Origin of the sequence: Streptomyces sp. Inha503 (assembly GCF_047215865.1) — a bacterium.
GTDB lineage: Bacteria > Actinomycetota > Actinomycetes > Streptomycetales > Streptomycetaceae > Streptomyces > Streptomyces lycopersici.
Genome location: NZ_CP178360.1, coordinates 665087 through 690031, shown reverse-complemented (window position 1 = coordinate 690031; position 24945 = coordinate 665087). Strand labels below are relative to the sequence as shown.

Here is a 24945-nt window from a genome sequence, read left to right as displayed (position 1 = left end):
TGGGCGGCGGCACATCGCTGGGGATGTTCGTCGCGTCTGCAACTCTCATCGGTTCGGAATGTCGAACGGCACTCGGCGTGTCGGCCATGGGTTCAGCCGGAAGTATGGAGACCGGGACCGGCCTGTCAAGATCCCGTGATCCGGTTCTGGCCTGCGTGGCCGTGAAGTTACTTGCCGGTCCTGTCTTGACCTTCCCCGAGGCCGCGGTTTAGCGTCCCGGCGTCGAGGGTCATTGAAACGATCCAATACCGTGGGGCGGTGCTGATGCGTCATCTCGTCTCGCAGCGTGGCGCGATGTCCCGGCGCACCGTCCTGGCCACCGGACTGGCCGCGGCATCCGCGGCGGCCTTCGGCGCCGTGTCACCGGGCGCGGTCGCCGTGCCCATGACCGACGGCGGCGGGCCGGCCGGGAACTGGTTCGCCGCCGCGCCGCCCTCCGCGCGCCCCAAGTTCCGCTGGTGGTGGCCGGACAGCCTGGTGGACCCGGACGAAATATCGCGCGAGGTCGACCAGATCGCCGACACGGGCTTCGGCGGGGCCGAGATCGCCGCGGTGCACCACAGCATCCAGGACAAGTCGCTCCTGGACACCGCACACCACGGCTGGGGCAGTGGACCCTGGCGCGATGGCGTCGAGGCCTTCGACCGGGCGCTGACCCCGGGAGTGCCGGCGCGGGGCGAGACGCGACGGCTGCGCCGGATCGTCGCCCGTCTGCTCGCCCTTCCCAACGTGGTCCGGGTCGCCGAAAAGACACAGGTGGGCGACGCCCCCACCGGGCTCGGCGTCACTCCCGACGTGCGCCACGCCACCCCGTCCACCCTCCTCAACGCGCATCGGGTCACCGCGCAGGCGGACTTCTACTACCTGTGCGACGGCAAGCACTCCGAGACCGTCAAACCCCCCGTGGCGGCGATCGACCACGACGTCACGCTGCGCCGCACCGGGGATGGGGAGGCGGTGCCGTACGCGCTCGACCCCTGGACGGGCGAGGCCGTACGGCTCGCCCGGTACACCACGGAGGGGAACGACTTCACGTTGCGCGTCACGCTCCAGCCCGGCCAGGCGCTGATCGTCGCGCTCGGACGGCCCGGGCTGTTCGGCGACCGCTACGGCGGCCGCCCGCACGCCGTCGCCACAGACGCCGACGAGGCGGTGTTCACCGTGCGCGGCCTGGCCGTGCGCGCCGGCGCGGCGGGCACGTACACGACGCGGCTCTCCCAGGGGCGCACGGTGACCACCACCATCGCCTCCGTGCCCGAAACGATCAGGCCCGGCGCGTGGCAGGTCGAGGTCGAGGACTGGTACCCCGGGTCCAGCGCGACACGGACCGAGATCGTGCGACGCACGCTGACGCTCGACGCCCCGCTGCCCTGGTCACGGATACCCGAACTGGCGGACAGTGCCGGGGTGGCCCGCTACCGCACCGCGGTCACCCTCCCGGCCGACTGGACCCCGGCCCACGGCGCGTACCTGGAACTGGGGCAGGTGAGCGACACGTCCCGGGTATCCGTCAACGGCTCACGCCCGGCCCCCGTGGACCGGCTCAACCCCGTCGTCGACGTCGGCCCCTGGCTCCGGCGAGGCGAGAACGCCATCGAGATCGAGGTGGCGACCCCGCTCGTCAACCGCCTCCGGGTGGGTCAGCCCGCGGTCTTCGGCGCCGTCGCACGGCAGCCCTACGGGCTCATCGGGCCCGTCCGGCTGGTGCCGTACGCGCAGGCCGCCGTGGACTGATCCGCGTGGGGCGCACCGCCCGGCTCGCCCCCGGTGCGCCCGTTGAATTCCTTGTGCCACCTGGCATGTGGCGTCCTCGCCGCCCCGCCAGCGCTCCACCGGAGCCGCGTGAGCCGCGCGCGAGGTCCGGAGCCACCGCCGTTGGTCCGAAGGGAGCTGCGCACGTTGTCCGCAGAGCATGACATCCCCGCCCCGTCCCGCAGACAGGTCCTGTTCACCGCGTCCGCCGCCGCGGCCGTGACCACGGTGCCGGCACAACTCGGCGCCACGGCCGCCGCGGCCGCGGAAAGGCCGCCGAGCCCGCCGAGCCTGCCGAGCCCGTCCGGCACGGAAGGCCCCCTGGCCGCCTTCGCGCTGTCCGAGGTCCGGCTGCTCGACAGTCCGTTCCTGGCCAACATGCGCCGCACCTGCGCCTACCTGCTGTTCGTGGACATCGACCGGTTGCTGCACACCTTCCGGCTGACCGTGGGACTGCCGTCCTCGGCGGAGCCGTGCGGCGGCTGGGAGGCCCCCGGCGTGCAACTGCGCGGCCACACCACCGGACACCTGCTCAGCGCCCTGGCACAGGCGCACGCCAACACCGGAGACGACGCCTACGCGGACACGGCGCGCCGGCTGGTGTCGGCACTGGCCGAGTGCCAGCGGGCCGCGCCGACGGCCGGTTTCCACCGCGGTTACCTCTCCGCGTTCCCCGAGTCGGTCTTCGACCAGCTGGAGGCGGGCGGCAAGCCCTGGGCCCCCTACTACACCCTGCACAAAATCATGGCCGGACTGCTGGACCAGCACCGGCTCAGCGGCAACCGGCAGGCGCTGGACGTCCTGCTGGAGCTGGCGTCCTGGGTGGACGCGCGCACCGCGCCGCTGTCGTACGAGCGGATGCAGACGGTGCTCAAGGTCGAGTTCGGCGGCATGAACGACGTGCTGACCCGGCTGTACCTGACGACCGGGGACCCGGCGCACCTGCGTACCGCACGGCGCTTCGACCACGACGAGCTGTACGCACCGCTCGCCGCGGGACGCGACGAACTCGCCGGACGCCACGCCAACACCGAGATCGCCAAGGTGGTCGGCGCCGTGCCCGGTTACGAGGCCACCGGCGACCGACGGTACCTGGACATCGCCGACACCTTCTGGACGACCGTCGTACGGCACCATTCGTACGCCATCGGCGGCAACTCCGACCAGGAACTCTTCGGCCCGCCGGACGAGATCGCCAGCAGGCTCTCGGACGTCACCTGCGAGAACTGCAACAGCTACAACATGCTCAAACTCGGCAGGCACCTGTTCCTCCACCAGCCGTCGCGCGCGGAGTACATGGACCACTACGAATGGACCCTGTACAACCAGATGCTCGGCGAGCAGGACCCCGACTCCCGGCACGGGTTCGTCACCTATTACACGGGACTGCGGGCCGGTTCACAGCGGCAGCCCAAGGGTGGACTCGGCGCCGCTCCGGGCAGCTACAGCAGCGATTACGACAACTTCTCCTGCGACCACGGAACGGGCCTGGAGACGCACACCAAGTTCGCCGACACCATCTACTTCCACAGCGCCGCCTCCGGCCAGCCCACGCTCTATGTCAACCTGTTCATCCCGTCCGAACTGCGCTGGAGTCGGACGGGCGTGACGCTGCGCCAGGAGACCGGCCACCCCCTCGACGACCGCACCCGTCTCACCGTCACCCGCGGCCGGGCGCGCTTCGTCCTGAGGATCCGGATCCCCGGCTGGCTGTCCGAGACCGGCCGTACGGCCGTGTTGAAGGTCAACGGCCGGCCTGCCACGGCCCCCGTCGAACCGGGCACCTACGCCACCCTGGAGCGGTACTGGAGGCCCGGGGACAGCGTCGAGCTCGTCATGCCCCGCGAGCCCGTCTGGAGCCCGGCGCCCGACAACCCCCAGGTGAGGTCGGTGTCGTACGGGCCGCTTGTCCTGGCGGGCGAGTACGGCGGCACCGCGCCTGGCATCGTGCCGACGATCCGTCCCGGCACCCTTCGCCCCGAGCCCGGTGGCCCCACGGCGTTCAGCGCCCTCGCCGGTCACCAGCGGGTGTCCCTGCGTCCCTTCCACCAGATCCAGCACCAGCACTACAACGTCTACTGGGCGGTGAGCCCGCGACGCGGGAGAGAACGGGACCTCGCCCGCTACCCGTTCGACGAGGGCAGCGGAACGTCGGCCGCGGACCGCACCGGAACCTCTCCCGACGCCTCGCTCGTGGGCGGCGCCGCGTGGAGCGCCCAGGACGGCGTGACGTCCGTGGCGCTCGACGGACACGACGGCCATGTGGCTCTCCCGGCGGGCCTGCCGAGCGGGCTGGAGGAGCTGACCGTCTCCGTGCGCGTCCGCGTGGACGCCCTCGCTCCCTCCGCGCGCGTCTTCGACCTCGGCTACCACAAGAACACCTACCTCTTCCTCGCGGCCACCACGGGTGCCGGACACGCCCGGGCCGCCCTGAAGATCGCCGGCATGGCGTCGGAGGACGTCATCGACGCCACCGGCCCCCTGCCGGTCGGCCGGTGGACGCATGTGGCGCTCACCCTCGCGCACGGCACCGGGGTGCTCTACGTCGACGGGAGGGAAGCCGGACGGAACACGGCGATGGTGGCCGGGCCGCTCCTGCTCGGCCGGACCAGCCGTAACTACCTGGGCCGCTCGCAGAACAGCACCCACCCCTGCCTGCACGGCGCCGTCCGCGACTTCCGGCTGCGCAACCGGGCCCTCACCGCGGTCGAGGTGGTGCGCCTCGCCGAGAGCTGAACCATCCACGGACGAAAGCCGAACCGCCCACGGACGAAAGCCGAACCGCCCACGGACGAAAACCGAAACATCCGCGGACCACGCCCGTCGCCGCCCTTCCGCGCTCTCCCCAGGAGTCCAGCCATGCCCGACAACAACCTGTCCAGACGCCGGTTCGTGGCCGCGGCCGGTGCCACCGGCACCCTGCTGGGCCTGCCCGCTCCCGCACGCGCCGCGGGCCCGGACCTCGCACCTGACCGAACCGCCTGGTCGGCGCGGGACTTCCAAGATCCTGCCCGAGACAGCCGCCCCACCGTCTACTGGTACTGGAACGGTCCGGTCACCCCCGATCTGGTGGACCGCCAGCTTGCCGATCTGCGGTCCAAGGGCATGTACGAGGTCGTCCTCTTCCCCTTCGACAACGCCGAGATGCGACCGGTGTTCTTCACCGAGGAGTGGTTCGGCATCGTCGGTCATGTCCTGCGCACCGCGGAGCGCACCGGCATGCGGGTGTGGCTCTTCAACGACGATCACTTCCCCAGCGGCCGGGCCGGCGAGTTCATCGTCAAGGGCGGACGGATCGGCACCCGCACCTACGAGCCGCGGCCCGACCTGCGTCTCAAGGCGCTGTGGCGATCGACCACCGTGGTGCGCGGAGCGTCCACCGTGGACGTGCTGCGCAGCACCGGGGTGGGCGTGGAGGCGGGGCGGCTGGTCGCCGACGCCGCCGTACTCGCAGGGGCCGCCGTCCTGCGCGACAGCGAGGGCTGGAGCGACTACACCGTCACCGGCAGCGCCAAGGCCGAACACACCGCGGCCGGGCTCGTCGTGCGGGCCTCGGCCGACGGCCTGGCCGGATACGGCGTCGCCTTCGACCAGACCGGCGTCGTCACCGTCCACCGTCTGACCGCCGGCGCGGAACCGGCGGAACTGCTGCGCAGCGCGCGCACCAACGGCTTCAACAAGACCACATTCCACACGGCCCGCGTCACCGTCCGCGGTACCTCCCTCTCCGTCACGCTCGACGGCATCGACAAAGGCAGCGTCGCCGACCTCGCTCGCGCCTCGGGTGGGGTCGGCGTATGGGCCGTCGGGGACCAGCGTGCCCTGTGGGACACGCTCACCGTCGAGGCGGCCGACGGCAGCGCCCTGTACGCCGCCACCTTCGACGCACCCGCCGCCGCGGGCGACTTCCCGGACCGCGCGATCCCCGGCGACGGCATCACCGTCGCCGCCGCGGCGGCACGGCCCGTCGGCTCCACCGACGCGGCCGACGCCGTCGACCTGACCCACCGGCTGACCGCCGGCCACACCTGGCGGGTGCCGGCGGGGGAGTGGCAGCTCGACCTCTTCGGCGGCGTCGCCCTCGTAGACGACTCCCAGGGCTACAGCCGCGGCTATGTCGATCTGCTCGACGACGAACCGGTGGAGCTGTTCCTCGACATCGTCCCCGGGGAGTACCACCGGCGCTTCGCCCGCTACTTCGGCACCGTCATCCCCGGCTTCTGGGACGACGAGCCCTTCTTCGCCTCCGCCGAGGCCCACTTCAAACGCCTGCCGTGGTCGCCCGCCCTCGACACGGCCCTGCGGGCCGTCGGCGTCACCCCCGGACTGGCCTACGCCGCCGCCTTCGACGACCTCGGCCGCACGGGACGAACGGCCCGGGGACGCTACTGGCAGGCCGTCTCCAACCGCTTCGCCGCCTACTTCCGGAAACAGGCCCGCTGGTGCGAGCGGCGCGGCGTCGCCCTGATCACCAACCCGCTCTACGACGAAACGGCCCCGGCCAAACGCATCCCCTCCACGGGGGACCTGCACAAGGTCAACCAGTGGGCCCAGGTGCCCGGCGGCGACATCATCACGGCCGAGTACGCGGCCGGCGGGGCCACCCTGATTCCCCGCAATCCGGCCTCCGCCGCCCACCAGCAGGGCCGCGAGCGCGTCCTGCTGGAGATGTTCGGGAACATGGGCTGGCAGGTCACCCCCGGCTTCGCGTACGCGACGGTGGGAGCGCAAGCCGCCCGCGGCATCAACCTGACGGTGCTGCACGCACTGTGGACCGATGAGACGCGGGTGTACTTCCCGCCACCGTTCGGGCCGCGCGCCCCCTGGTGGTGGGGGATGCGGCCGCTCGCCGAGTGGATCGGCCGGGTCATGGAGGCCACCCGCGGCACCTCCGCCGCGCGCACCGCCCTGCTGCAACCTCAGCGCGCCGCCGAACAATGGACCGGCACCACCCGGCACGGCGACGTCGACGCTCCGTTCACGGAGGCGGCCTACGCACTCGAGCGGGCCCAGGTCGACTTCGACCTGCTGCACGAGGGAGCCCTCACCGGCGATCCCGCCCTGCGCGCCCACGCCGACGTCCGTGGCGGCCGGCTCGTCGTCGGCGATGCCGCGTACGACCTGGTCGTGGTGGCGCACACGCCCACTCTGGAGATGTCCGGGGTGCGGGTGCTGCGGGAGTTCGTGCGCGCGGGTGGCACCGCGATCGCGGTGGGCGCCCTCGACGCCGACGAGGCCGACGGCCAGGACCGTTCCCTCGCCCACGGCCTCGCCGACCTCTTCGGCGACCGGGTGCCGGGCACCCGTACCCTGGGGCGTGGCCAGGCCGTACGCGTGGCCGGGACCACTGGTCTGTCCGCGGCCACGCACTCGGCCGGCGTGGCCGCCGCCGTCCTCGACCCCGCCCAGGACGCCGTCCGGGTGCTGCGCGTCCGTCGCGGCCCGGACACGGTCTGGCTGTTCAACAACGAAAGCGGCCTGCCGGTGCGGACCGTCGCGGCCCTTCCCGCCGTCGGCGCGCCCGAAGTGTGGGACCCGGCGACCGGCACCGGCGGTCCGGCGACGCTGCACCAGAGCACCAAGAAGGGTGTACGGCTACCGCTGCGGCTGGAGCCCTACCAGAGCCTCGTGGTCGTGGTGCGCCCGGACGTCCCGCCGGCACCGCATCTGACCGACTCGCCGCTGCCCGTCCTCGACGTCGAACGGCACGGCGTCACCCTGCGGGCCACCGTCGAGGCGTCCGCCCCCGGAACCCACACCCTCATCGGTGCCGACGCGGGCCACCGCTATCGCGGGACCGTCACGATCGGCGACCCGCTCGAACCGGTCCCGGTGACCGGCGACTGGACGTTCACCTTCGAACGCGAAGGCGCCACCCCCGTCACCGGACCGCTCGGCAGCTGGACGGACCACGACCCGCTGTTCTCCGGCAGCGGCACCTATGCCATCGGCCTCGACATGGAGCCCGCCCGCCTCGACGGACGCCGGGTCCTGTTCGACCTCGGGGAGGTGCGCGACATCGCCGAGGTCACCGTCAACGGCGGCGCGCTTCCTCCCGTGTTGTGGGCGCCGTTCTCCGCCGACGTCACGGACCTGCTCCGCCCGGGACCCAACGCGGTCCGGGTCCGCGTCGCCAACACCCTGTCCAACGAGCGCAACAAACCGCTTCCCTCCGGGCTGCTCGGCCCGGTCACCCTCCGGTTCCGGCGCCGCGTCACCGCCGGACTCCACCGCGTCTGACCACCTCGCCCACGCGATTCCGCACACCGACCCGCACCGGCAGGGAGCCACCATGCGCAGACCGCGCCACCGTGGCGGACAGCGACTGTCCGCCGTCCTGGCAGCCGCCACCGCCTTCGTGACCGTGCTCGCCGGCGCTGTCACCGCCGACGCCGTGACCACGGGCACCATCTCCGCGACCCACCTGCGGACCGAGCACTTGACACAGGCCCTGGGCATTGACGACACGACCCCCGCACTCAGCTGGCAGCTCAGCGCCGACGCCCCCCATTCCCTCCAGTCCGCCTACCGCGTACAGGCCGCCAGCTCCGCTCGGCGATTGCGCGCGTCCCGCCCCGACCTGTGGGACTCCGGCAAGGTCGACTCGGCCGCACCCGAAACCAGATACGCGGGCAGGCGGCTCGATTCCCGTGCCCGGGTCTACTGGCGCGTCATGCTCTGGTCCGCGCGCGGGCACCGGCCCTCCGGGTGGAGCGAGGCGGCCGTCTTCGAGACCGGTCTGACCAGGCGGTCGGACTGGGGCGCGGACTGGATCACCCATCCCGCCTGGCGGCTGAGCAGGCGATCGGTGGCCCCGGCCGTCGTGAAGCTGCCCCGGACCACCGCCCGTTACGTACGGCTGGACGTCACCCGGCTCGGCCTGCCCCTGGCCGAGGACTTCCCCCGCCGCGGCCGGCGGCTCCAACTCGGCGAGATCGACCTGCGCGACTCCGCCACCTCCACCACCGGCCTCGCCCGCGGCGCCGCGGTCACCGCCTCCGAGAGCAGCACGGTCCGCAAGACCTGGGAACCCGCCCTGGCCGTGGACGGCCTGACCAACAGCGCGCTGGAGACCGCCGCCGGTTACTCCAGCGGGGCACACCCCGGCGCCGACGTCTCCGGCGAGCCCATCACCCTCACCCTCGACCTGAAGACGGCGAAGACCTTCGACGAACTCGCGCTCTACCCGCGCGCCGATGTCCTCACCGACGACGGACGCGTGCCCGGCTTCCCCGTCGACTACGCCGTTGCCGGCGCCGACAGCCCGAGCGGACCGTTCACCACACTGACCCGGGTGACCGGGCAACGGCCGCCCACTCCCTACCTTCCGGACGGACTGCCGCTGCTGGCCGACGACTTCACCCTCCCGCAGCCGGTGCGTCGCGCCCGCCTCTACATCGCCGGACTGGGCATCTACGACGCCACCGTCAATGGCGAACCCGTGGGCGACGCGGTCCTGGAACCCGCCAACACCGACTACGGCGAACGTGTCCAGTACGCCACCTACGACGTGACCGGCCGCCTCCGCGCCGGCACCAACACCCTCGGCGTCGCTCTGGGCAACGGCATGTCCAACGTGGTCAGCACCGCCGACCGCTACCGCAAGCTCTACGGCAATCGGAGCGACCCCAAGCTGATCGCCCGGCTGGAGGCCACACTGGCCGACGGCCGGGTGCGCACCATCACCAGCGGCGACGACTGGCACACCGTCCTGGGCCCCACCACCTCGTCGAACTGGTACGGCGGCGAGGACTACGACGCACGCCGGGAAATCGCCCACTGGGACCAACCCCGCGGTGACCGCCGCGGCTGGCGGCACGCGGTCACGGAGGAAGCCCCCGGGACCGCCGGACACCCGGCCGCGCTCAGCGCCCGGGAGACCGAACCCATCCGGGTCGTGGAGACCCTTACGGGCAAGGAGGTCGAGGGGGCCGAAGGCAGCCGGGTCTTCGACCTCGGACGCAACATCGCCGGCCGGCCCGAGATCACCGTGAACGCACCGGCGGGATCCACCATCCGCATCTACCCCGCCGAGAGCCTGAAGGACGGCCACGCCTTCCAGTCCATCAGCAACGTCGGCGCACCCTTGTGGGACAGCTACACCTCCCGCGGCGGCGGCAGCGAGACCTGGCACCCGCGCTTCGGCTACCACGGCTTCCGCTACCTCGAACTCAAGGGTGTGCCCGACGGGGCCACCGTCACCGTCCGCGGCGAGGTCCTGCGCACCGACAACGCCCCGGCCGGCGACTTCACCAGCTCCGACGCACTGATCAACGACATCCACTCACTGATCCGCGGCGCCATCGAGAGCAACATGATGAGCGTTCTCACCGACTGCCCGAGCCGGGAGAAGCTGGGCTGGCTGGAGCAGGACCAGCTGGTGTTCCCCGCCCTGGCCGGCAACTACGACATACAGGCCCAGCTCCGCAAGATCGTCCGCGACATGGCCGACGCACAGACCGCGGACGGGCTGATCCCCAGCACCGTCCCGGAGTACACCAGCCTTCCGGGCGCCTACCGCAACGACGCCAACTGGGGCGGCGCCTTCGTCCTCGTCCCCTGGCAGCTCTACCTCACCTACGGCGACAAGGACATCCTCACGACGTACTACCCGCGCATGCGGCGGTACGCCGCCTTCCTACAGACGCAGGTCACCGGCGGCATCCTCGACTACGGCCTGGGCGACTGGTTCACCCCCGACAGGACCTTCCCGCGCGCCGTCGCCGGCACCTATGGCTACTGGCGGGTGGTGGACACCCTGAGCCGCATCGCGGCCGTACTGGGCGACGACGAGGCCGCCGACGCCTACCGGGCCACGGCCGACGCCAGCGCCCGGGCGCTGGCCGCGAAGTACTACGACACCGCCACGGGAACCTTCGGCGGCGGCGGTCAGGGCGCCGAGGCGCTCGCCCTGGACATGGGTGCCCACCCGGCCGGCGAGCGGGACCGACTGCTCGCCCACTTCATCACCTCGGTCAAGACCGCCGGCCACCACCTGCTGCTGGGAGAGATCTCCCTGCCCGCGGCCTTCCGCGTCCTGAGCGCCGCGGACCGCGACGACATCATCCACGCGATCGCCACACAGACGACCAGCCCCAGCTACGGCTACCAGGTGCGGGCCGGCAACACCACTCTCGGCGAGTCCTGGGACGGCGGTCCCGGCCAGTCGCAGAACCACTTCATGCTCGGCGCCATCGACTCCTGGTTCACCAGCCGCGTCGCGGGCATCGCCCAGACCCCCGGCTCCGTCGGCTATGCCGAGCTGCTCATCGATCCGGCCGTCGAGGGTGACATGACCTCGGCGTCCGCCTCCTACCGGACGCCGTACGGCGTCGCGCGCACCGCCTGGCAGCGGGATGCCGACCGCTTCCGGCTGAGGGTGGACGTCCCCGTCGGCAGCACGGCGGAGGTCCATGTCCCCGCCTCCGGCGGCCCCGTCGGGGCCCCGCCGGGAGCGGGCCTTGTGCGCACCACCGGCACCGAGGCGGTCTACCACGTCGGGTCGGGCCGGTGGACCTTCCGCTCGGCACTCTCACACGACTGACACCGACATCTCCCGCAACACCGGGCCAGGCAGCCGGAAGCGAAGGTTTCCGTGGTCAATTGGGTGGCGCGTTCACATTGCGCCATGTCTCGCACCTCGCTTTCCGGCCAACTCGTCAGTTGAAGTCCTGTCGAGCCTGGACCATCACGGCCACGGTGATGGGGATCCCTTTACCGCGATGGGAATCCCTTTGCCCCTCATGGGGAACTAATGCGGGCGGCCGGATCGGAATCGGCCACCACTTCCGCCGTAAATTAAAACACGGATAAACCCTTGGTGAACGTTGATTAAAAGAGCCGCCGGGGAGGCCGGGGGAGTCCATGGGAGATGTGCTGTCCAAAACCCCCTGGATGGGACGCCAAACGAATCCACTTTGCCCCGTTTCGCACATCAATGTATGACTCAACGTTTTATTGCCTGAGCCTTGACCGGCATTGACTGTGCCTCCTACGTTTTTGCCGCCGGATTCAGGCGTTCCGCCCGATGCGGGGAACGGAAAACGTCTGCTGAAAATCAACAAGTTGACGCCACGGAGAAAGTTGTAAGGTCATCGGCCGCTTTCAATTTTGCCAACGAGGCAAAGGCGGGGCATGGCAACCGCCGGGTCGCCGGGCGCAAGGCGCTGGATGGCCCATGAAAACGCGATATCCGGCCAACTGATATGAGACGCATTGGGGATAAGGGGATTTCCGTGATGGCTCTCGGTGGGCCTTGATCATGGCAGGGCGGGAATGTCGGACAGGGACGGAGGCGGCGCGCGTGGCCGTACCGCAGGGGCGCAGGAGCAGCGATGTCACCCGGCTGCTGCGGTGTGGTTTCTCTGACGTCTCGGTAGCGCGGCGGTTGCTGGACGCGCCTGAGCTGGCCGCGGTGTGCGGCGGTTCGGTGTTGCTGGAGGGGCTTGGGGCGACTGCCGATCCTGATCTGGCGTTGCGTGGGCTGGTGCGGCTGGTGGAGGCGCTTCCGGAGGGTCCGGAGGTTTCGGGGGACGGGGACGACAAGGAGCGCGTTGACTCGCGGCAGGCGCTTCTGGACGCGCTGGTCACCGTCAAGTCGCTGCGTGACGGGCTGCTGGGGGTGCTGGGGGTGTCTGAGGCGCTGGGTGATCACCTGGCCCGGCATCCGCGGCACTGGCGGGCGCTGATGACGTACGAGGCGGCGGGCATGCCCCCGACCACCTGCGACTTCGAGCGGGCGCTGGCCGAGGGGGTCTGGGGCGAGCCGGGGGTGGGGCTGCCGCGGCCGGACGCGCTGCGGGTGGCGTACCGTCGTGCGCTGCTGGCCATCGCCGCGCGCGAGGTGTGCGGCACCATCGACGTCACCCAGGCCGCCGCCGAGCTGGCTGACTTGGCGACGGCGACGCTGCACACCGCGCTGGAGATCGCGGCGGAGGAGCGGCCCGAGGACGCCGCGGCCTGTCGGCTGGCGGTGATCGGTACGGACACGTGCGGCGGGCGCGAGCTGAACTACGCCTCGGACGTCAACGTCATCTTCGTCGCCGAGGCCGTGGACGGGACGGAGGAGGCCAAGGCGGTGCGGGCGGCCACCCGGCTGGCCTCGCGGCTGATGCGGATCTGCTCCGACGCCACGGTCGAGGGCACCATCCGGCCCGTCCACGCCGGCCTCCGGCCGGATGGGCGCGACGGCCCGCTGGTGCGGACGCTCTCCAGCCAGCGGCCGGATGGGCGCGACGGCCCGCTGGTGCGGACGCTCTCCAGCCATCTGGCCTACTACGAGCGTCGGGCCGAGGTCCGGGAGTTCCAGGCGCTGCTGAAGGCCCGGCCGGTGGCGGGGGACAGCGCACTCGGGAAGGCCTATATGGACGCGGTGGCACCGTTGGTGTGGCAGGTGGTGGGGCGCGGGGACTTGGTGTCGTATGTGCGGCAGGCGTGCCGCCGCGTGGTGGGGAACATCCCCGCCACCGGGGTGGATCGCGAGCCGCGGCTGGACACCGGGGGCCTGCGGGACGTCGAGTTCACCGTGCAGCTGTTGCAGTTGGTGCACGGCCGGTCGGATGAGTCGCTGCGCGGGGGTACCACGCTGGAGGTGCTCGCGGCGCTGGCGGCGGGTGGCTACGTGGGCCGTTCGGACGCGGCCGCGCTGGGCGAAGCCTGTCGCTTCCTGCGTTCGGTGGAACACCGCACCGAGCTGTACCTGCTGCGCCGTACCCATCTCGTACCGGAGGACGAGGCGGATCTGCGACGGCTGGGGCGGTCGCTCGGCGCCGTCCACGGCTGGGATCGTCATGCCGATCCGGTGAGCGAGCTGGGTGTGGCGTGTCGACGGTCCGCGCGTGAGGTGCGGCGGCTGCACGTGAAGCTGTTCTTTCGGCCGGTGTTGGACGCGGTGGCGCGACGGGAGGCCGGTCAGGCCCGGTTGAGCCGGCGGGCGGCGGGGCAGCGGCTGGAGGCGCTGGGGTACGCGGATCCGGCCGCCGCTCTGCGTCATGTGGAGGCGTTGGTGTCCGGGGTGACCCGTAAGGCGGCGATCCAGCGGACGTTGCTGCCCGTGCTGCTGGGCTGGTTCGCCGACTCCGCGGACCCGGACGCCGGGCTGCTGGGCTTGCGGAAGGTCTCGGACGCGCTGGGCAAGACGCCCTGGTATCTGCGGCTGCTGAGGGACGAGGGCGCCGCCGCCGAGAACCTGGCCCGGGTGCTCTCCGCGGGGCGGCTCGCCCCCGATCTGCTGCTGCGTGTCCCCGAGGCGGTGGCCGTGCTGGGTGACCCGGAGGGGCTGCGCCCGCGCGGCCGGGCCCATCTGGGGCAGGAGGTGCTGGCCGCGGTCGGCCGCGCCGACGGCGCCGAGCAGGCGGTCGCGGCGGCGCGTGGGGTGCGGCGGCGTGAGCTGTTCCGTACGGCGGCGGCGGATGTGATCGCGAGCGCGCGGCTGGTGAACGAGGTGGCCCGGCCAAGCGTTGGCTGGCCGCCGCCGGGCGGCGACGGCGCCTTGGCCACCTTGTCGACGGCGCGTGTTCGGCGTGGCGGGCGGCGCGCGGCCGAGGTGCCCAGCGCGCCGCGCGACCGCGAGCCCCACGCCCCGGCCCGCCCTGCGGACCGTACGGCGCTGCCGAGGAGCCCGCGAGCGCGGGGGCGCTGGTCGACATGGTCGGCGACGCCCTCTCCGATCTGAACGCCGCGACCCTCGCCGGGGCGCTGCGTGCCGCCGTCCGTGACACCTGGGGTGATGAGCTGCCCACCCGCTTCGCGGTCATCGGTGTCGGCCGCTTCGGCGGCCATGAGCTCAGCTACGGCTCGGACGCCGATGTGCTCTTCGTCCACGAGCCGCGCGAGGGCGCCGACGACCAGGAGGCCGCCCGCGCCGCCTTCGCCGTGGCCAACGAGATGCGACGGCTGCTCCAGCTCCCCACCGTGGACCCGCCCCTGCTCATCGACGCCGATCTGCGCCCCGAGGGAAAGTCCGGGCCGCTGGTGCGCACCCTGGCCTCGTACGCCGCCTACTACCGCCGCTGGTCGCTGGTCTGGGAGAGCCAGGCGCTGCTGCGCGCCGAGCCGGTGGCGGGCGACCCCGGGCTCGGCGAACGCTTCATCGAACTGATCGATCCGCTGCGGTATCCGGCCGAGGGCCTGGGCGAGGACGCGATCCGCGAGATCCGGCGGCTCAAGGCCCGGATGGAGTCCGAGCGGCTGCCGCGCGGGGCCGACCCCACCACCCACGCCAAGCTGGGCCGCGGCGGTCTCAGCGACGTCGAATGGACCGTCCAGCTGCTCCAGATGCGCCACGGCTGGGCCGAACCGGGGCTGCGCACCACCCGCACCCGCGAGGCCCTGGCCGCCGCCCACGCCGCCGGGCTGATCTCCACCGAGGACGCCCAGACCCTCGACGAGGCGTGGATCCTCGCCAGCCGGGTCCGCAACGCCGTCATGCTCGTCCGTGGCCGCCCCGGCGACACTTTCCCGACGGACGTGCGTGAACTGGCCGCCGTGGGCCGGTACTTGGGCTACGGCCCTGGCCACGTCGGCGAGATGCTGGAGGACTACCGCCGCACCACCCGCCGGGCGCGGGCGGTGGTGGAGCGGCTCTTCTACGACTACGAGAGCTGACCGCCTCGCCAGGCCGTGGCAGTTGGTCCCCACGAATTGATCAGTGTCCGGCCAGCGCATTGAACCAGCGCGTCACCTGCGGTGCCGACACCGCGAAGGACCCGAAGTGGTCCACCTCGCCCTGGTTCACGACAGGGACGTGCGCCTGGTGAGCGGCGAGTTGGAGCGCGCAACTGCGCGCGTTCCCGATGGGTACGTCGGTGTCGGCGGCGCCCGCGTACAGCCGCACCGGCGCGTCGGGCTTCCAGTCGCAGGTGTGATCGGCCGAGCGCATGGCGTCCAGCAGCGGGCCGGTCGGGTGTTGCAGACGGTCGTGGAAGGCGGGCGTGAGCAGCTGCTTCACCGAGGGGGCGAGGCCGTTGATCACCTCCTCCTCGTCATGCCTTCCGTCGAAGAGTGACTCGACGCGGCTCGCGTACGGCGCACGGAAGACCTCGCCCGGGTCCTGGTAGAAGTGGTGCAGCCGGTTCTGGGCGACCAGCCAGTACGAGATGTAGAGGACGCCGCTGATGTCGTTGACCCGACCGTCGAACAGGGCGGGCACCTCCTGGCCCTCCAGATCGTACGGCCCGCTCACCGGTGCCAGGCCCTTCAACCGGAAGTGCTGGTCCGCGCCGCTTTCCAGCGCCCGGCCGAGCGCCATCGCCACCTGGCCGCCCTGCGAGAAGCCGGTCGCGTAGACATCACCGGTCAGCGGACGGCCGAGCCGGCCCGCGGCCGTGCGGGCGGCGCGCAGCATGTCGACGGAGGCGGTGACGGCGGAGCGGGTGTCCATGTACGGGTGCGGGCCCGGCCCTTCACCGAGCCCCAGATAGTCGGGCGCGGCGACCGCACGCCCCGCCGAGGCGTTCAGATACGACGGCACACGGCCAAAGTCCTCGCTCGCGGAGGGCGCGTAGGTGCGCTTGACCATGGTGCCATGCGTGTCCGAGACGAGGTCGAGCCGCTGGGCTCCCCCCTTGGGAAGGCTGAGGAGCCCGGTCGCGGTCGTGGGTTTCCCGTAGGGGTCCACGGTCCGGTACGTCAGCCGGTACGCCCATACGCCGTACCGCACCGAATCGCTCGCGATGTCCCTCCCGGCCAGGAACTCCCTGACCCGCCCGGCGTCATGGTCGGCGACCGGGGTGACGGAGACGAGGGTGCCGCGGTGGGCGGTGTCGCGCTCCGCCGCCGTGGCGACCGGCGCGACGGCGAGTCCGGCGAGGAGCAGGGCCGCCACACCGGAGAGCCCCTTCGGTATCCGCCAACTGGTCTGCTTTTCCTGGAATATGCGCGTCTCATCACTCATGTCGGAGACGTTACGGACTCACCGTTCGCATCGACATCCGAGACGCCCCCGTGTCCGTGGTGCACTCAAGCCCACCATGGACATGAGTGCGTCCCGAGCAGGTCCAGCGGCGTCTCGCTTCCTCAGTTCCCGCGGTGTCCGGTGTCCGCGGCGGCGGACGTCCTGATGTGCGCCGGCTCCGCGGTGCTCGGGCCGGCCGCTTCGAGGGTGCCGGGCAGTGCGGGGGGAAGGGGGTACGGTTCGGTCCAGAAGCGGGGGAGGCGAATCCGGGCCGCGTGGCTGCGGCGGCGTTGATCGCGGCGGGCGTCGTCAGCGTGTTCCTCGTCATCGCCATCGTCGACGCGGCCCGGCCACACACCGTGTGCCGCGGCGAAGCGCCGACGGGGTCGATCCGGCCGTCCAGGGGCGCTCCACGTCGGGGGCCGCCGCCTTGGCGATCCTCACCTCGCCGGTGACCGCGGGCAGCCCCGGCCGGGACAGGACCGCGTCGACCTTGGTCCGCGCGTAGCCGAGCGTCTCCTCATCGATGCCGTCCTCGGCGCGTACCGTCACGGCCGCGTCCTCATCGGTGGTCCTGCGAGTCATGTCCGATCGCTCCTTGTGCCGTTGACAGCGGTTTTGGATCTCCCCGGCAGCGGGGCGGGGCCCAGGGCCGGTCGGTCCCGGTGGGCGGGGTGGTGTACCCGGCCCACAGAGAGCCGGGGCGAGAGCGAGGCCGCAGGCCCGGCCGGACGCCGGGAGCCGGCTTTCAGTCGTGCGGTACGACGGCGACCGGGACGGTGGAGTGGTGGAGCACCGCGTGCGTGACCGGGCCGATATGCGTACCCGGGACGGAACGGTGTGTCCGGCGGCCGACCACCAGCAGCCCGGCCCCGGCGGTGGCTCGCAGCACGGCCCCGGCCACGAACGCGAGATCGATCGTGTGTTCCACCGTGACCCGTGGGTAGTTCTTCCGCCACGGTTCCAGGGCCTTTTCCAGTTCCCGGTTCACCCGGCCCTCCAGATCCCCGTCCAGGTAGCCGACGGATCCCGCGGCGAGGCCGTACCCGTAGTCGGACGCGGGTAGCTTGCAGACATGCACGGCCCGCAACGTCGCCCCGCGCGCGGCCGCCGCGGCGAACGCGAAGTCCAGCAGCGGCCCGGGAGCCTCCGTCAGGTTCTGGAGCGCGACGACGACCTCGTCGCCCGGCCGCTCGGCGGCGGACCGTTCGTTCGCCCGCACCATCACCACCGGGCACGTCGCTTGGGCGAGGACCCGCTGGCCGACGGAGCCGAGCAGGAAGCCGGCCAGAGCGCCGAGCCCGCGCGAGCCGAGCACCAGCATCTCGGCGTCCTCCGCCCGCTCCAGCAGCGCTGTGGCGGCCGTGGTGGGCACCTGCTCGGCGGTGAGCGGAAGGCCCGGGTAGCGACCGCTCAGTTCCTTCTCGCCGTCGTGCAGGATGCGCTGTGCCCAGTGCCGCACGGTGTCCTCGCTGTCCGCGGCGGGCAGATCGCCGGCCTGCCAGAGCGAGGCGTGCACCAGGTGCAGTGGCAGCCCGCGGCGCTGGGCCTCGCGGGCCGCCCAGTTGGCCGCGGTGAAACTCTCGGGGGAGCCGTCGAGCCCGACGACGACGGGGCGAAGCATGACAGGTACCTCCGTGCGTGAGGGGGTGGGCAGCGGGTGTTCCGCGCCGGGGAGATTCATCGCTGGACGGGCGTCACGCTGATGTCGGAGATGAGCTTGGTGGCCAGGTCCGAGCGCAGGGAGAGACAGGTGTACGTGGGGTGGTCCCCGGTGTCCCAGGCGAGTCGCACCCGCGTCCAGGTGTGTCCCATGGCGCTGTCCTCGTAACTGACCTTCCAGGCGGTGGGAACGCCCTGGGCGCGCAGCACGCCGTCGGCGGCGTGCTCGCTTTCCCAGTCCGCCAGACGCCGGAGGAGTTCGGGGGCCAGATAGTGACGACGGAGCTCCTGGCGGAGTCGCCCGCTCGCGGAGTCGCGCGCGTCGATGTAGGCGCCGTAGAAGTTCGCGACGTGGTCGAAGGCGGACTCCGCGGCACCCGACCGGTCGGCCGGCACGGTGTCTTCCTGAACTCCGGCCCCACGCGGTGTCGGGGCGACGGTGTGTGCGGCGGCGGGCACGCCCGGAGCCAGTGTCAGCAGGGCGGAGGCGAGGGCGGTGTGCAGCACGGTTCTGAACATGGATGGTTTCCTTCGACGGACGGGCCAGGAACGGTGTCGGCTTCGCGGCTGCCTCTCGACGGGGCGTCAGCTGTGCGCGATCACCGCCACCGGCGCGGTGGAATGGTGCAGTACTGCGTGGGTGACCGGACCGATGCGCGGGCCGGGCCGCGGACCGTGGGTGAAGCGGCCCACCACCACCAGGGCGGCGTAGGCCGATGCGTCCACCAGGTGCCCCGCGGGGCTGCCGACCACGGTCTGCTCGCTCACCTCGACGCCGGGGAACTTCGCCCGCCACGGGCGGAGCACGTCGGTCAGCTCGTTCGCGACCTGAGCTGACGCTCCGGTGCCGAAGGGGACCGGGTGGCCGGAGGTGGAGGGCGGGCTCCAACCGTGGATGACGCGCAGTGCCGTCGCCCGGCGGGCGGCGGCGTCGAACGCGAACTCCAGCACCGGGGCGGCGGGCCGCCGGAGGTCGAGCCCCAATACGACATCGCGGCGTACGAGCGCCGGAGCGGCTGTGGCTGCCGGTCCGGTCCGGCGGTCGCCCCTGCCTGCCCCGCCGGTCGGTACCAGGACGACGGGGGGCTCGGCCCGGGCCACGATCGACAGCGCCACGGAGCCGACCAGAACCCCGGTGACCCTGCTCAGGCCCCGGGAGCCGAGAACCAGCAACTCGGCGTTGCCGGCGGCCGCCAGCAGCGACGGCACCGGTTCGCGGGCGACCTGCTCATGGACGATCCGCAGGCCCGGGTGGTCGTGTCGCAGCCGCGCCGCGGTGTCGCCCGGCAGGCGCTCGGCCCATCGGGCCAGTGATTCGACTCCGGTGAGTGGCGCGTAGGTGAACGAGTGCCAGTCCAGCGCGTGGACGATGCGCAGAGGCAGTTCGCGGCGCTGGGCCTCGCGGGCCGCCCAGTCCGCCGCGGCGAGGCTCTCGGGTGAACCGTCCAGGCCGACGGTGACGGTACGGGGCATGGGGCGGACCTCCTTCTGGGGCGCGCTTCCACCCTCTCGGCGGGGGCGGGGTGGCGGGATGGGTCCCAGGTCCCCTGAGCGCGGCCGACCGGCCCATGCCGTGCCCGCGCGCGGTCGGGGGCGGCCTCATCCCGTTCTCTCCGGACGGGCTCCCGAGGCCCCCGCACGCCCCGGCTCGGCCGGCCAGCGGCGGGTTCCGTGGATGGCGCGGATGCGGTCGGTGTGCGCGAGGATGGCGGTGGTCAGCGCCTCGACGGGTTCGGCGGGGGCGTGCGGGTTGGTCAGCAGGACGAGGTCGAGTTCGCCGAGTTCGGGCAGGCCCGCGCTGCCGGGGAGCTCGACCAGGTCGCTCGGCAGCAGACTGCGGACGAAGATCGCGAGGCCGAGCCCGGCGCGGGTGGCGGCGAGGACGGTGTTGACCCCGCGCGCCGTGCGGACCACGCGGTGCTTGATGCCCGCCTCCTCCAACGCCCGCACCGCCAGATCCCGGCTGGGACTGGGCGCTTGGTACACGATGAGCGGCACCGGCCGTTCCTCGTCCCACCGCAGACCGGTTCCCTCGGCAGCGGCCCAGACCAGCCGGTCCCGGCGCACCAGCCGCCCTCGGCCATCCCCGGCGTTGGTCTTGACGAAGGCGACGTCGACGTGGCCGGATTCCACTCTTCGTTGCAGATGTACCCCTTGGGAGACGGTGAGGTCCAAGGTGACACCGGGGTTGAGGTGCCGGAAATCCCGCAGGATCCGCGGCACTTGGGTCAACGCGAGATCGTCGGTCACTCCGAAGCGCAACCGGCCCCGAACCCCGGTGCCGGTGAAGTAGTCCGCCGCCTCGGCGTGTGCGGCGAGGATGGAACGGGCGAAGCCGACCATGGCTTCCCCGTCGATGGTCAACACCACGCTGCGAGTGTCCCGGACCAGCAACGGCCGCCCCACCGCCCGCTCCAGCTTGCGGATGTGCTGGCTCACCGTGGGGTACGGCCACCGCCTCCGTTCTCTTCTGCCGCCAGACCGGCCAGACGATCGGCGCCTCGGTTTTCGGCGCGATCGTCAACGGGGTGCTGTCGGCGCGGCTCGTGGGCATGGGCGACCTCGATTCGGTGACCCCGGCGCTCCACGCCGGGACCGCGCCGGAGGTGGCCCGGCGGGCTGTCTCGGACGCCGTCCGCACCGTGTACCTGGGCGCGGGCTGCGCGGCGGCGCTGGCCTTCCTGGTCCTGCTGTTCCTGGCGCCGCGCCGCTTCCCGGCCACGGACTGACGGCGGCCCGCGGTCGTACCGGTCAGCCGCGGAATGGGGCCGACCGGCCCTGGTACTTCGGCCCGAATGCGAGAAGGATCTCGGTTCGGATGCCCGATCCCGACGCGATCGGGCATCGACGGAACGCGGAACCCACAGGGAGCACTTCATGGCGGACAGCGAGCGGCCCGGCCCCGGCAACCCCACCCGGGTCTTCCTGCTGGACGACCACGAGGTGGTACGGCGTGGTGTGCGCGATCTGCTCAACGACGAGCCGGACATCAGCGTGGTCGGCGAGGCCGGGACGGTGGAGCAGGCCCTGGTCCGCGTCCCCGCGCTGCGACCGCGGGTGGCCATTCTCGACGTTCGGCTGCCCGACGGTGACGGCGTGTCCGTGTGCCGTGAGTTGCGCTCGCGCATGCCCGAACTCGCCTGCCTGATGCTGACCTCCTTCGACGAGGAGGAGGCCCTGCTGGACTCGATCATGGCGGGCGCCTCCGGGTACGTCCTGAAGCAGATCCAGGGCTCGGACCTGGTGTCCGCGGTACGCACCCTGGCCGACGGCCAGTCCCTGCTCGACCCGAGCGCCGCCACCAGGCTGATGGCCCGGCTGCGCGGGGGTCAGCGGCAGGAGGAGCCCGACATCCTGCCCGGCCTGACGCAACGGGAGCGCGAGATCCTGGCTCTGATCGGCGAGGGGCTGACCAACCGCCAGATCGGCCAGCGGCTGTACCTGGCCGAGAAGACGGTGAAGAACCACATCTCCCGTCTGCTGGCCAAGCTCGGCGTGGAACGTCGCATCCAGGCCGCGGTCATCGCCACCCAGGCCCAGGACCGGCGGCGGGAAGGGCGCTGAAGACCAAGGTCCCGCCCGCTCAGACGGCGCTGCCGACGCCGTACGGGGCGTAGTGGTCCAGCAGTCGGGTCCTGGTGCAACGCAGCCGGTGGGCGAGTACCTCGCCGACCCACTGGGTGACGGCCTGGCCGAGAGCCGGGTCGTCCTGGCACATGGAGCGGATAGCCGTGGCATCGAATGCGTAGGCCCGTACGGGTGTTGTCGCCGTGGCGGCCCACGTCGCCGGTGCGGTCCGCGAATCCCGCACGGAGCAACGGCTTGCGACGCCGTGCTACCGGTGTGATGCCGTCGTCTCCAGCCGGTAGCCGGTCACGAAATCGGCACGGATGCGGACCACGTGCTCCATCTCCGTGTTGATCCAGGGCGTCAGCTCGGTGCGGTAGCGGGAGAGCGCCCGCGGGTCCGTGACGCGGCTCGCGGTGCCGGTGACCATCACACTCCAGCCGGTGTGCGTGGCCTCGTCGATCTGGTCGGCCTCGTACACCACCACCTCGGACGCCGAGGCGGTGGCCAGGAGCGCGGCACCGGCATGGGTGCGGATGACGATGTCGCCGTCGTCGTTCACGAGGTGGTTGACCGGCCGGATCACCGGGAGCGCCTGGTGGGTGAAGCCCACCCGCCCCATGGACACGCCCGCCAGTAGCCTGAGCGATTCCTTCCGGTCCAGCTCGACCATGCGGGTGCCGGGAACGGGGGGAAGGGGCTGGACGGTCATGACGGTTTCCGGCGAACGGTCCCATGCCTGGCCCCCCGCGGCCAGATCACCTCGACATCGACCCCGTGACTGCGCGCGTAGGCCACCAGATGCGCCGTGACGTCACGGCCGTTGGACGGCGAGCCGTCCCATACCGCGAGCACGCGGGCGCAGTGGCGCAGCAAACTCTCGTCCGCGGTCACGCACGAGCCGCGGTCGCCGGGGTCGTACTCCACCAGCCGCACCTGCTCCGACAGCAGCAGCAGTTCGCCGGCGGCCCTGCGGTCGAGCTCGGCCAACTGCGTGGGCACGCCGTTCCGCGACGGCAGGACCGTCACCAGGGCCAGCCCGGCCTTGCGGGCGGCCCTCCCGAAGGCCGTCGGCAACCCCTTTCCGGCGCGGACCAGGCCGGCTCCGCCCGTCCGGGCGAACTCGACCAGCCTCGACCGCAGTTCCTCCTCCACCAGCACAAGCGTCGACGTGCTGAGATCGGGATGCCCCACGACAGCGATCATCCCCGACTGTCCTTTCTTCCCACCGCTCACTGATCTGCTTGATCGTCTCCGGGCTCGGGCGCGGCGCGCCAGAGCCGAGCGGAACGAGGAAAGGGCCGGTCGGTCCTTGCGGTCCGGGCGCGAACAGCCGAGCCTCACGTCCAGTCGGCCCGACGGTCCCTGCCAGCGGGGAAGTTCGGCCCTGTTCGCCATCGCGGTGCCACCGGCACGATCGATGTACCGATCCGATCCACACGACGGATCCGGCTGCGACGGTCAGCGCCGTCCCCCCCCATGTGCCCGCACCGCAGAGGAGAGCCATGCTTTCGCTTGAATCGGCCGCTGTCATTCGTGCCACCCTGCCCGCTGTGGGCGAGGCGCTGGACGAGATCACGGCGCGTTTCTACGGCACCATGTTCGCCGAGCAGCCCGAGCTGTTGGACGGACTGTTCAACCGTGGCAACCAGGCCAGCGGTGAGCAGCGCAAGGCACTGGCGGGATCGATCGCTGCCTTCGCCCAGGCGCTGCTGGCCGCCCCCGACACCCGGCCCGACGCGCTGCTGTCCCGGATCGCCCACAAGCACGCCGCGCTCGGCGTCACCGAGGACCAGTACACGATCGTCCACAAATACCTCTTCCGCGCCATCGGCGATGTGCTGGGCGAGGCCGTCACCGCGGAGGTGGCCTCCGCCTGGGACGAGGTGTACTGGCTGATGGCCGGTGCCCTCATCGCCCAGGAGGCCCGCCTCTACCAGGAGGCCGAGGTCGACTCGCGGCACCCGTGGCGGCGGTGGACCGTGGTGGAGCGGCGGGAGGAGACCCCGGACGTGGCCTCCTTCCTGCTGCGTCCGGCCGATGACGGCCCGCTGCCCGCTGCCCGCGCCGGTCAGTACGTCAGCGTCCGGGTGCTCATGCCCGACGGAATCCACCAGACCCGCCAGTACAGCCTGTCCAACGCCCCCGGCGACCGGCTGCGGCGCATCACCGTCAAGCGCGTGGCGAGCGTGGCCGGCGCCCCCGAGGGCGAGGTGTCCGGCCGGCTGCACCGCACCGTGCGGGCCGGCGGCGAACTCACCCTGTCGGCCCCGTTCGGAGACGTCGTCCTCGATGACACCGACACCCCGCTCGTGCTGGTGTCCGCGGGTATCGGCTGCACCCCCATGGTCGCCATGCTCGAACACCTCGCCACCACCGGTTCGGCCCGGCCGGTCCGCGTCCTGCACGCCGACCACGCCCCGGCCGACCACGCCCTGCGGGCCGACACCCGCCGTATCGTGGCCCAGCTGCCCGACGCTCGGGCGGAGTTCTGGTACGAGGAGGACGCGGCAGGGGAAGTCGGTGCGCGCACGGGCCTGATGGATCTCGACGGCCTGGACCTGCCCGCCGAGGCCGATGTGTACCTGTGCGGCTCGCTCCCCTTCATGCGCGCCGTCCGGGCCCAGCTGCTCCGGGCCGGTGTCCCCGCATGCCGCATCCGCTACGAGGTCTTCGGCCCCGACCTGTGGCTGGCCCACGGCGAGGGCTGAGCCGCCCGGCCGCCGGGCGGCAGGAAGCAGGCCCCATGGACCAGCCCGGTCCGTGGGGCCTGGACCCGTTCACAGCAGGCCGCTCCAGGAGGGCCAGAAGCGGGTGAGCACGAGGACCGCCAGTGACTGGAAGATCAGCCAGTGCACGAACACCACACCGGCGAGGGCCCCGGCGTTCAGCCCCAGCCACGGCATCCGGTGCAGCCGGGCCCCGGTGAGCACGGCCAGTCCGAGGACGGGCTGATGTCGCACGGCGGCTGATACGCCGGGTCCTTCAGCAGCCGCCAGTCATCCACCGTGAGCTGGAAGGAGGCGAGCCAGCCGACGGCTCCGGCCAGGGTCAGCAGCCAACCGGTGCGC

At 72.1% G+C, this 24945-nt stretch carries 15 protein-coding genes and 3 pseudogenes; 8 read left to right on the top strand and 10 right to left on the bottom strand.

From position 1 onward, the window contains the following. The first annotated feature begins 258 nt into the window (after positions 1 to 258). From ACJX2R_RS03085 to ACJX2R_RS03065, 5 genes and pseudogenes are all read left to right on the top strand, one after another. Positions 259 to 1734 (top strand): hypothetical protein, encoded by a 1476-nt coding sequence (locus ACJX2R_RS03085; protein ID WP_413098625.1) that lies wholly within the window; start codon positions 259 to 261, stop codon positions 1732 to 1734. A gap of 165 nt (positions 1735 to 1899) precedes the next feature. After that, entirely contained in the window at positions 1900 to 4488 is a 2589-nt protein-coding gene (locus tag ACJX2R_RS03080) for a beta-L-arabinofuranosidase domain-containing protein (protein ID WP_413098624.1), read from the top strand. 123 nt (positions 4489 to 4611) lie between these two features. Then, positions 4612 to 7992, top strand: a complete 3381-nt coding sequence (locus tag ACJX2R_RS03075; RefSeq protein ID WP_413098623.1) for a glycosylhydrolase-like jelly roll fold domain-containing protein — start codon at positions 4612 to 4614, stop codon at positions 7990 to 7992. 52 nt (positions 7993 to 8044) lie between these two features. Further along, positions 8045 to 11296, top strand: a complete 3252-nt coding sequence (locus ACJX2R_RS03070) for a family 78 glycoside hydrolase catalytic domain (RefSeq protein ID WP_413098622.1) — start codon at positions 8045 to 8047, stop codon at positions 11294 to 11296. Between the two features lie 717 nt (positions 11297 to 12013). After that, positions 12014 to 15357, top strand: a pseudogene (locus tag ACJX2R_RS03065) (bifunctional [glutamine synthetase] adenylyltransferase/[glutamine synthetase]-adenylyl-L-tyrosine phosphorylase). A gap of 40 nt (positions 15358 to 15397) precedes the next feature. Here the strand turns inward: ACJX2R_RS03065 and ACJX2R_RS03060 are convergent. From ACJX2R_RS03060 to ACJX2R_RS03035, 6 genes are all read right to left on the bottom strand, one after another. Further along, positions 15398 to 16645 carry an alpha/beta hydrolase gene (locus tag ACJX2R_RS03060; protein ID WP_413098621.1) on the bottom strand — a complete coding sequence of 416 codons (1248 nt, stop codon included), beginning with the start codon at positions 16643 to 16645 and terminating at the stop codon, positions 15398 to 15400. A 324-nt stretch (positions 16646 to 16969) separates the two neighbouring features. Beyond that, positions 16970 to 17230 carry a hypothetical protein gene (locus ACJX2R_RS03055; protein ID WP_413098620.1) on the bottom strand — a complete coding sequence of 87 codons (261 nt, stop codon included), beginning with the start codon at positions 17228 to 17230 and terminating at the stop codon, positions 16970 to 16972. A 163-nt stretch (positions 17231 to 17393) separates the two neighbouring features. Next, entirely contained in the window at positions 17394 to 18269 is an 876-nt protein-coding gene (locus tag ACJX2R_RS03050) for a universal stress protein (RefSeq protein ID WP_413098619.1), read from the bottom strand. A 56-nt stretch (positions 18270 to 18325) separates the two neighbouring features. Beyond that, the gene (locus ACJX2R_RS03045) at positions 18326 to 18826 is read right to left on the bottom strand and encodes a hypothetical protein (RefSeq protein ID WP_413098618.1); all 501 of its coding nucleotides are present in this window, start codon (positions 18824 to 18826) and stop codon (positions 18326 to 18328) included. 66 nt (positions 18827 to 18892) lie between these two features. Further along, positions 18893 to 19780, bottom strand: a complete 888-nt coding sequence (locus ACJX2R_RS03040) for a universal stress protein (protein WP_413098617.1) — start codon at positions 19778 to 19780, stop codon at positions 18893 to 18895. 126 nt (positions 19781 to 19906) lie between these two features. Then, positions 19907 to 20746, bottom strand: a complete 840-nt coding sequence (locus ACJX2R_RS03035) for a LysR substrate-binding domain-containing protein (protein ID WP_413098616.1) — start codon at positions 20744 to 20746, stop codon at positions 19907 to 19909. A 5-nt stretch (positions 20747 to 20751) separates the two neighbouring features. Here ACJX2R_RS03035 and ACJX2R_RS03030 point away from each other — a divergent pair. Continuing rightward, positions 20752 to 21036 (top strand): annotated as a pseudogene (locus ACJX2R_RS03030) (MFS transporter); the annotation flags it as partial. A 148-nt stretch (positions 21037 to 21184) separates the two neighbouring features. Continuing rightward, the gene (locus ACJX2R_RS03025; protein WP_413098615.1) at positions 21185 to 21871 is read left to right on the top strand and encodes a response regulator; all 687 of its coding nucleotides are present in this window, start codon (positions 21185 to 21187) and stop codon (positions 21869 to 21871) included. A gap of 19 nt (positions 21872 to 21890) precedes the next feature. Here ACJX2R_RS03025 and ACJX2R_RS03020 read toward each other — a convergent pair. The 3 genes and pseudogenes from ACJX2R_RS03020 to ACJX2R_RS03010 form a co-directional block, all read right to left on the bottom strand. Continuing rightward, a pseudogene (locus tag ACJX2R_RS03020) lies at positions 21891 to 22085 on the bottom strand (regulator); the annotation flags it as partial. A gap of 57 nt (positions 22086 to 22142) precedes the next feature. Then, positions 22143 to 22586, bottom strand: a complete 444-nt coding sequence (locus tag ACJX2R_RS03015) for a pyridoxamine 5'-phosphate oxidase family protein (RefSeq protein ID WP_413098614.1) — start codon at positions 22584 to 22586, stop codon at positions 22143 to 22145. Beyond that, complete coding sequence (locus tag ACJX2R_RS03010; protein WP_413098613.1) at positions 22583 to 23080, bottom strand: hypothetical protein; 498 nt, start codon at positions 23078 to 23080, stop codon at positions 22583 to 22585. The genes ACJX2R_RS03015 and ACJX2R_RS03010 overlap by 4 nt, the downstream gene beginning before the upstream one ends. 299 nt (positions 23081 to 23379) lie before the next feature. On the opposite strand from ACJX2R_RS03010, the gene ACJX2R_RS03005 reads away from it, so the two are divergent. Further along, the gene (locus tag ACJX2R_RS03005; protein ID WP_413098612.1) at positions 23380 to 24585 is read left to right on the top strand and encodes a globin domain-containing protein; all 1206 of its coding nucleotides are present in this window, start codon (positions 23380 to 23382) and stop codon (positions 24583 to 24585) included. A 69-nt stretch (positions 24586 to 24654) separates the two neighbouring features. Here ACJX2R_RS03005 and ACJX2R_RS03000 read toward each other — a convergent pair whose 3' ends face one another. After that, complete coding sequence (locus ACJX2R_RS03000) at positions 24655 to 24837, bottom strand: vitamin K epoxide reductase family protein (RefSeq protein ID WP_413098611.1); 183 nt, start codon at positions 24835 to 24837, stop codon at positions 24655 to 24657. Positions 24838 to 24945 lie beyond the last annotated feature (108 nt).

Bases quoted from the DNA above. Each gene is read 5' to 3' on its own strand.
- ACJX2R_RS03075 (WP_413098623.1), top strand. From the start codon at position 4,612: ATGCCCGACAACAACCTGTCCAGACGCCGGTTCGTGGCCGCGGCCGGT.
- ACJX2R_RS03010 (WP_413098613.1), bottom strand. From the start codon at position 23,080: ATGATCGCTGTCGTGGGGCATCCCGATCTCAGCACGTCGACGCTTGTG.
- ACJX2R_RS03005 (WP_413098612.1), top strand. From the start codon at position 23,380: ATGCTTTCGCTTGAATCGGCCGCTGTCATTCGTGCCACCCTGCCCGCT.
- ACJX2R_RS03070 (WP_413098622.1), top strand. From the start codon at position 8,045: ATGCGCAGACCGCGCCACCGTGGCGGACAGCGACTGTCCGCCGTCCTG.
- ACJX2R_RS03050 (WP_413098619.1), bottom strand. From the start codon at position 18,269: ATGCTTCGCCCCGTCGTCGTCGGGCTCGACGGCTCCCCCGAGAGTTTC.
- ACJX2R_RS03060 (WP_413098621.1), bottom strand. From the start codon at position 16,645: ATGAGTGATGAGACGCGCATATTCCAGGAAAAGCAGACCAGTTGGCGG.
- ACJX2R_RS03015 (WP_413098614.1), bottom strand. From the start codon at position 22,586: ATGACCGTCCAGCCCCTTCCCCCCGTTCCCGGCACCCGCATGGTCGAG.
- ACJX2R_RS03040 (WP_413098617.1), bottom strand. From the start codon at position 19,780: ATGCCCCGTACCGTCACCGTCGGCCTGGACGGTTCACCCGAGAGCCTC.
- ACJX2R_RS03045 (WP_413098618.1), bottom strand. From the start codon at position 18,826: ATGTTCAGAACCGTGCTGCACACCGCCCTCGCCTCCGCCCTGCTGACA.
- ACJX2R_RS03025 (WP_413098615.1), top strand. From the start codon at position 21,185: ATGGCGGACAGCGAGCGGCCCGGCCCCGGCAACCCCACCCGGGTCTTC.
- ACJX2R_RS03055 (WP_413098620.1), bottom strand. From the start codon at position 17,230: ATGACTCGCAGGACCACCGATGAGGACGCGGCCGTGACGGTACGCGCC.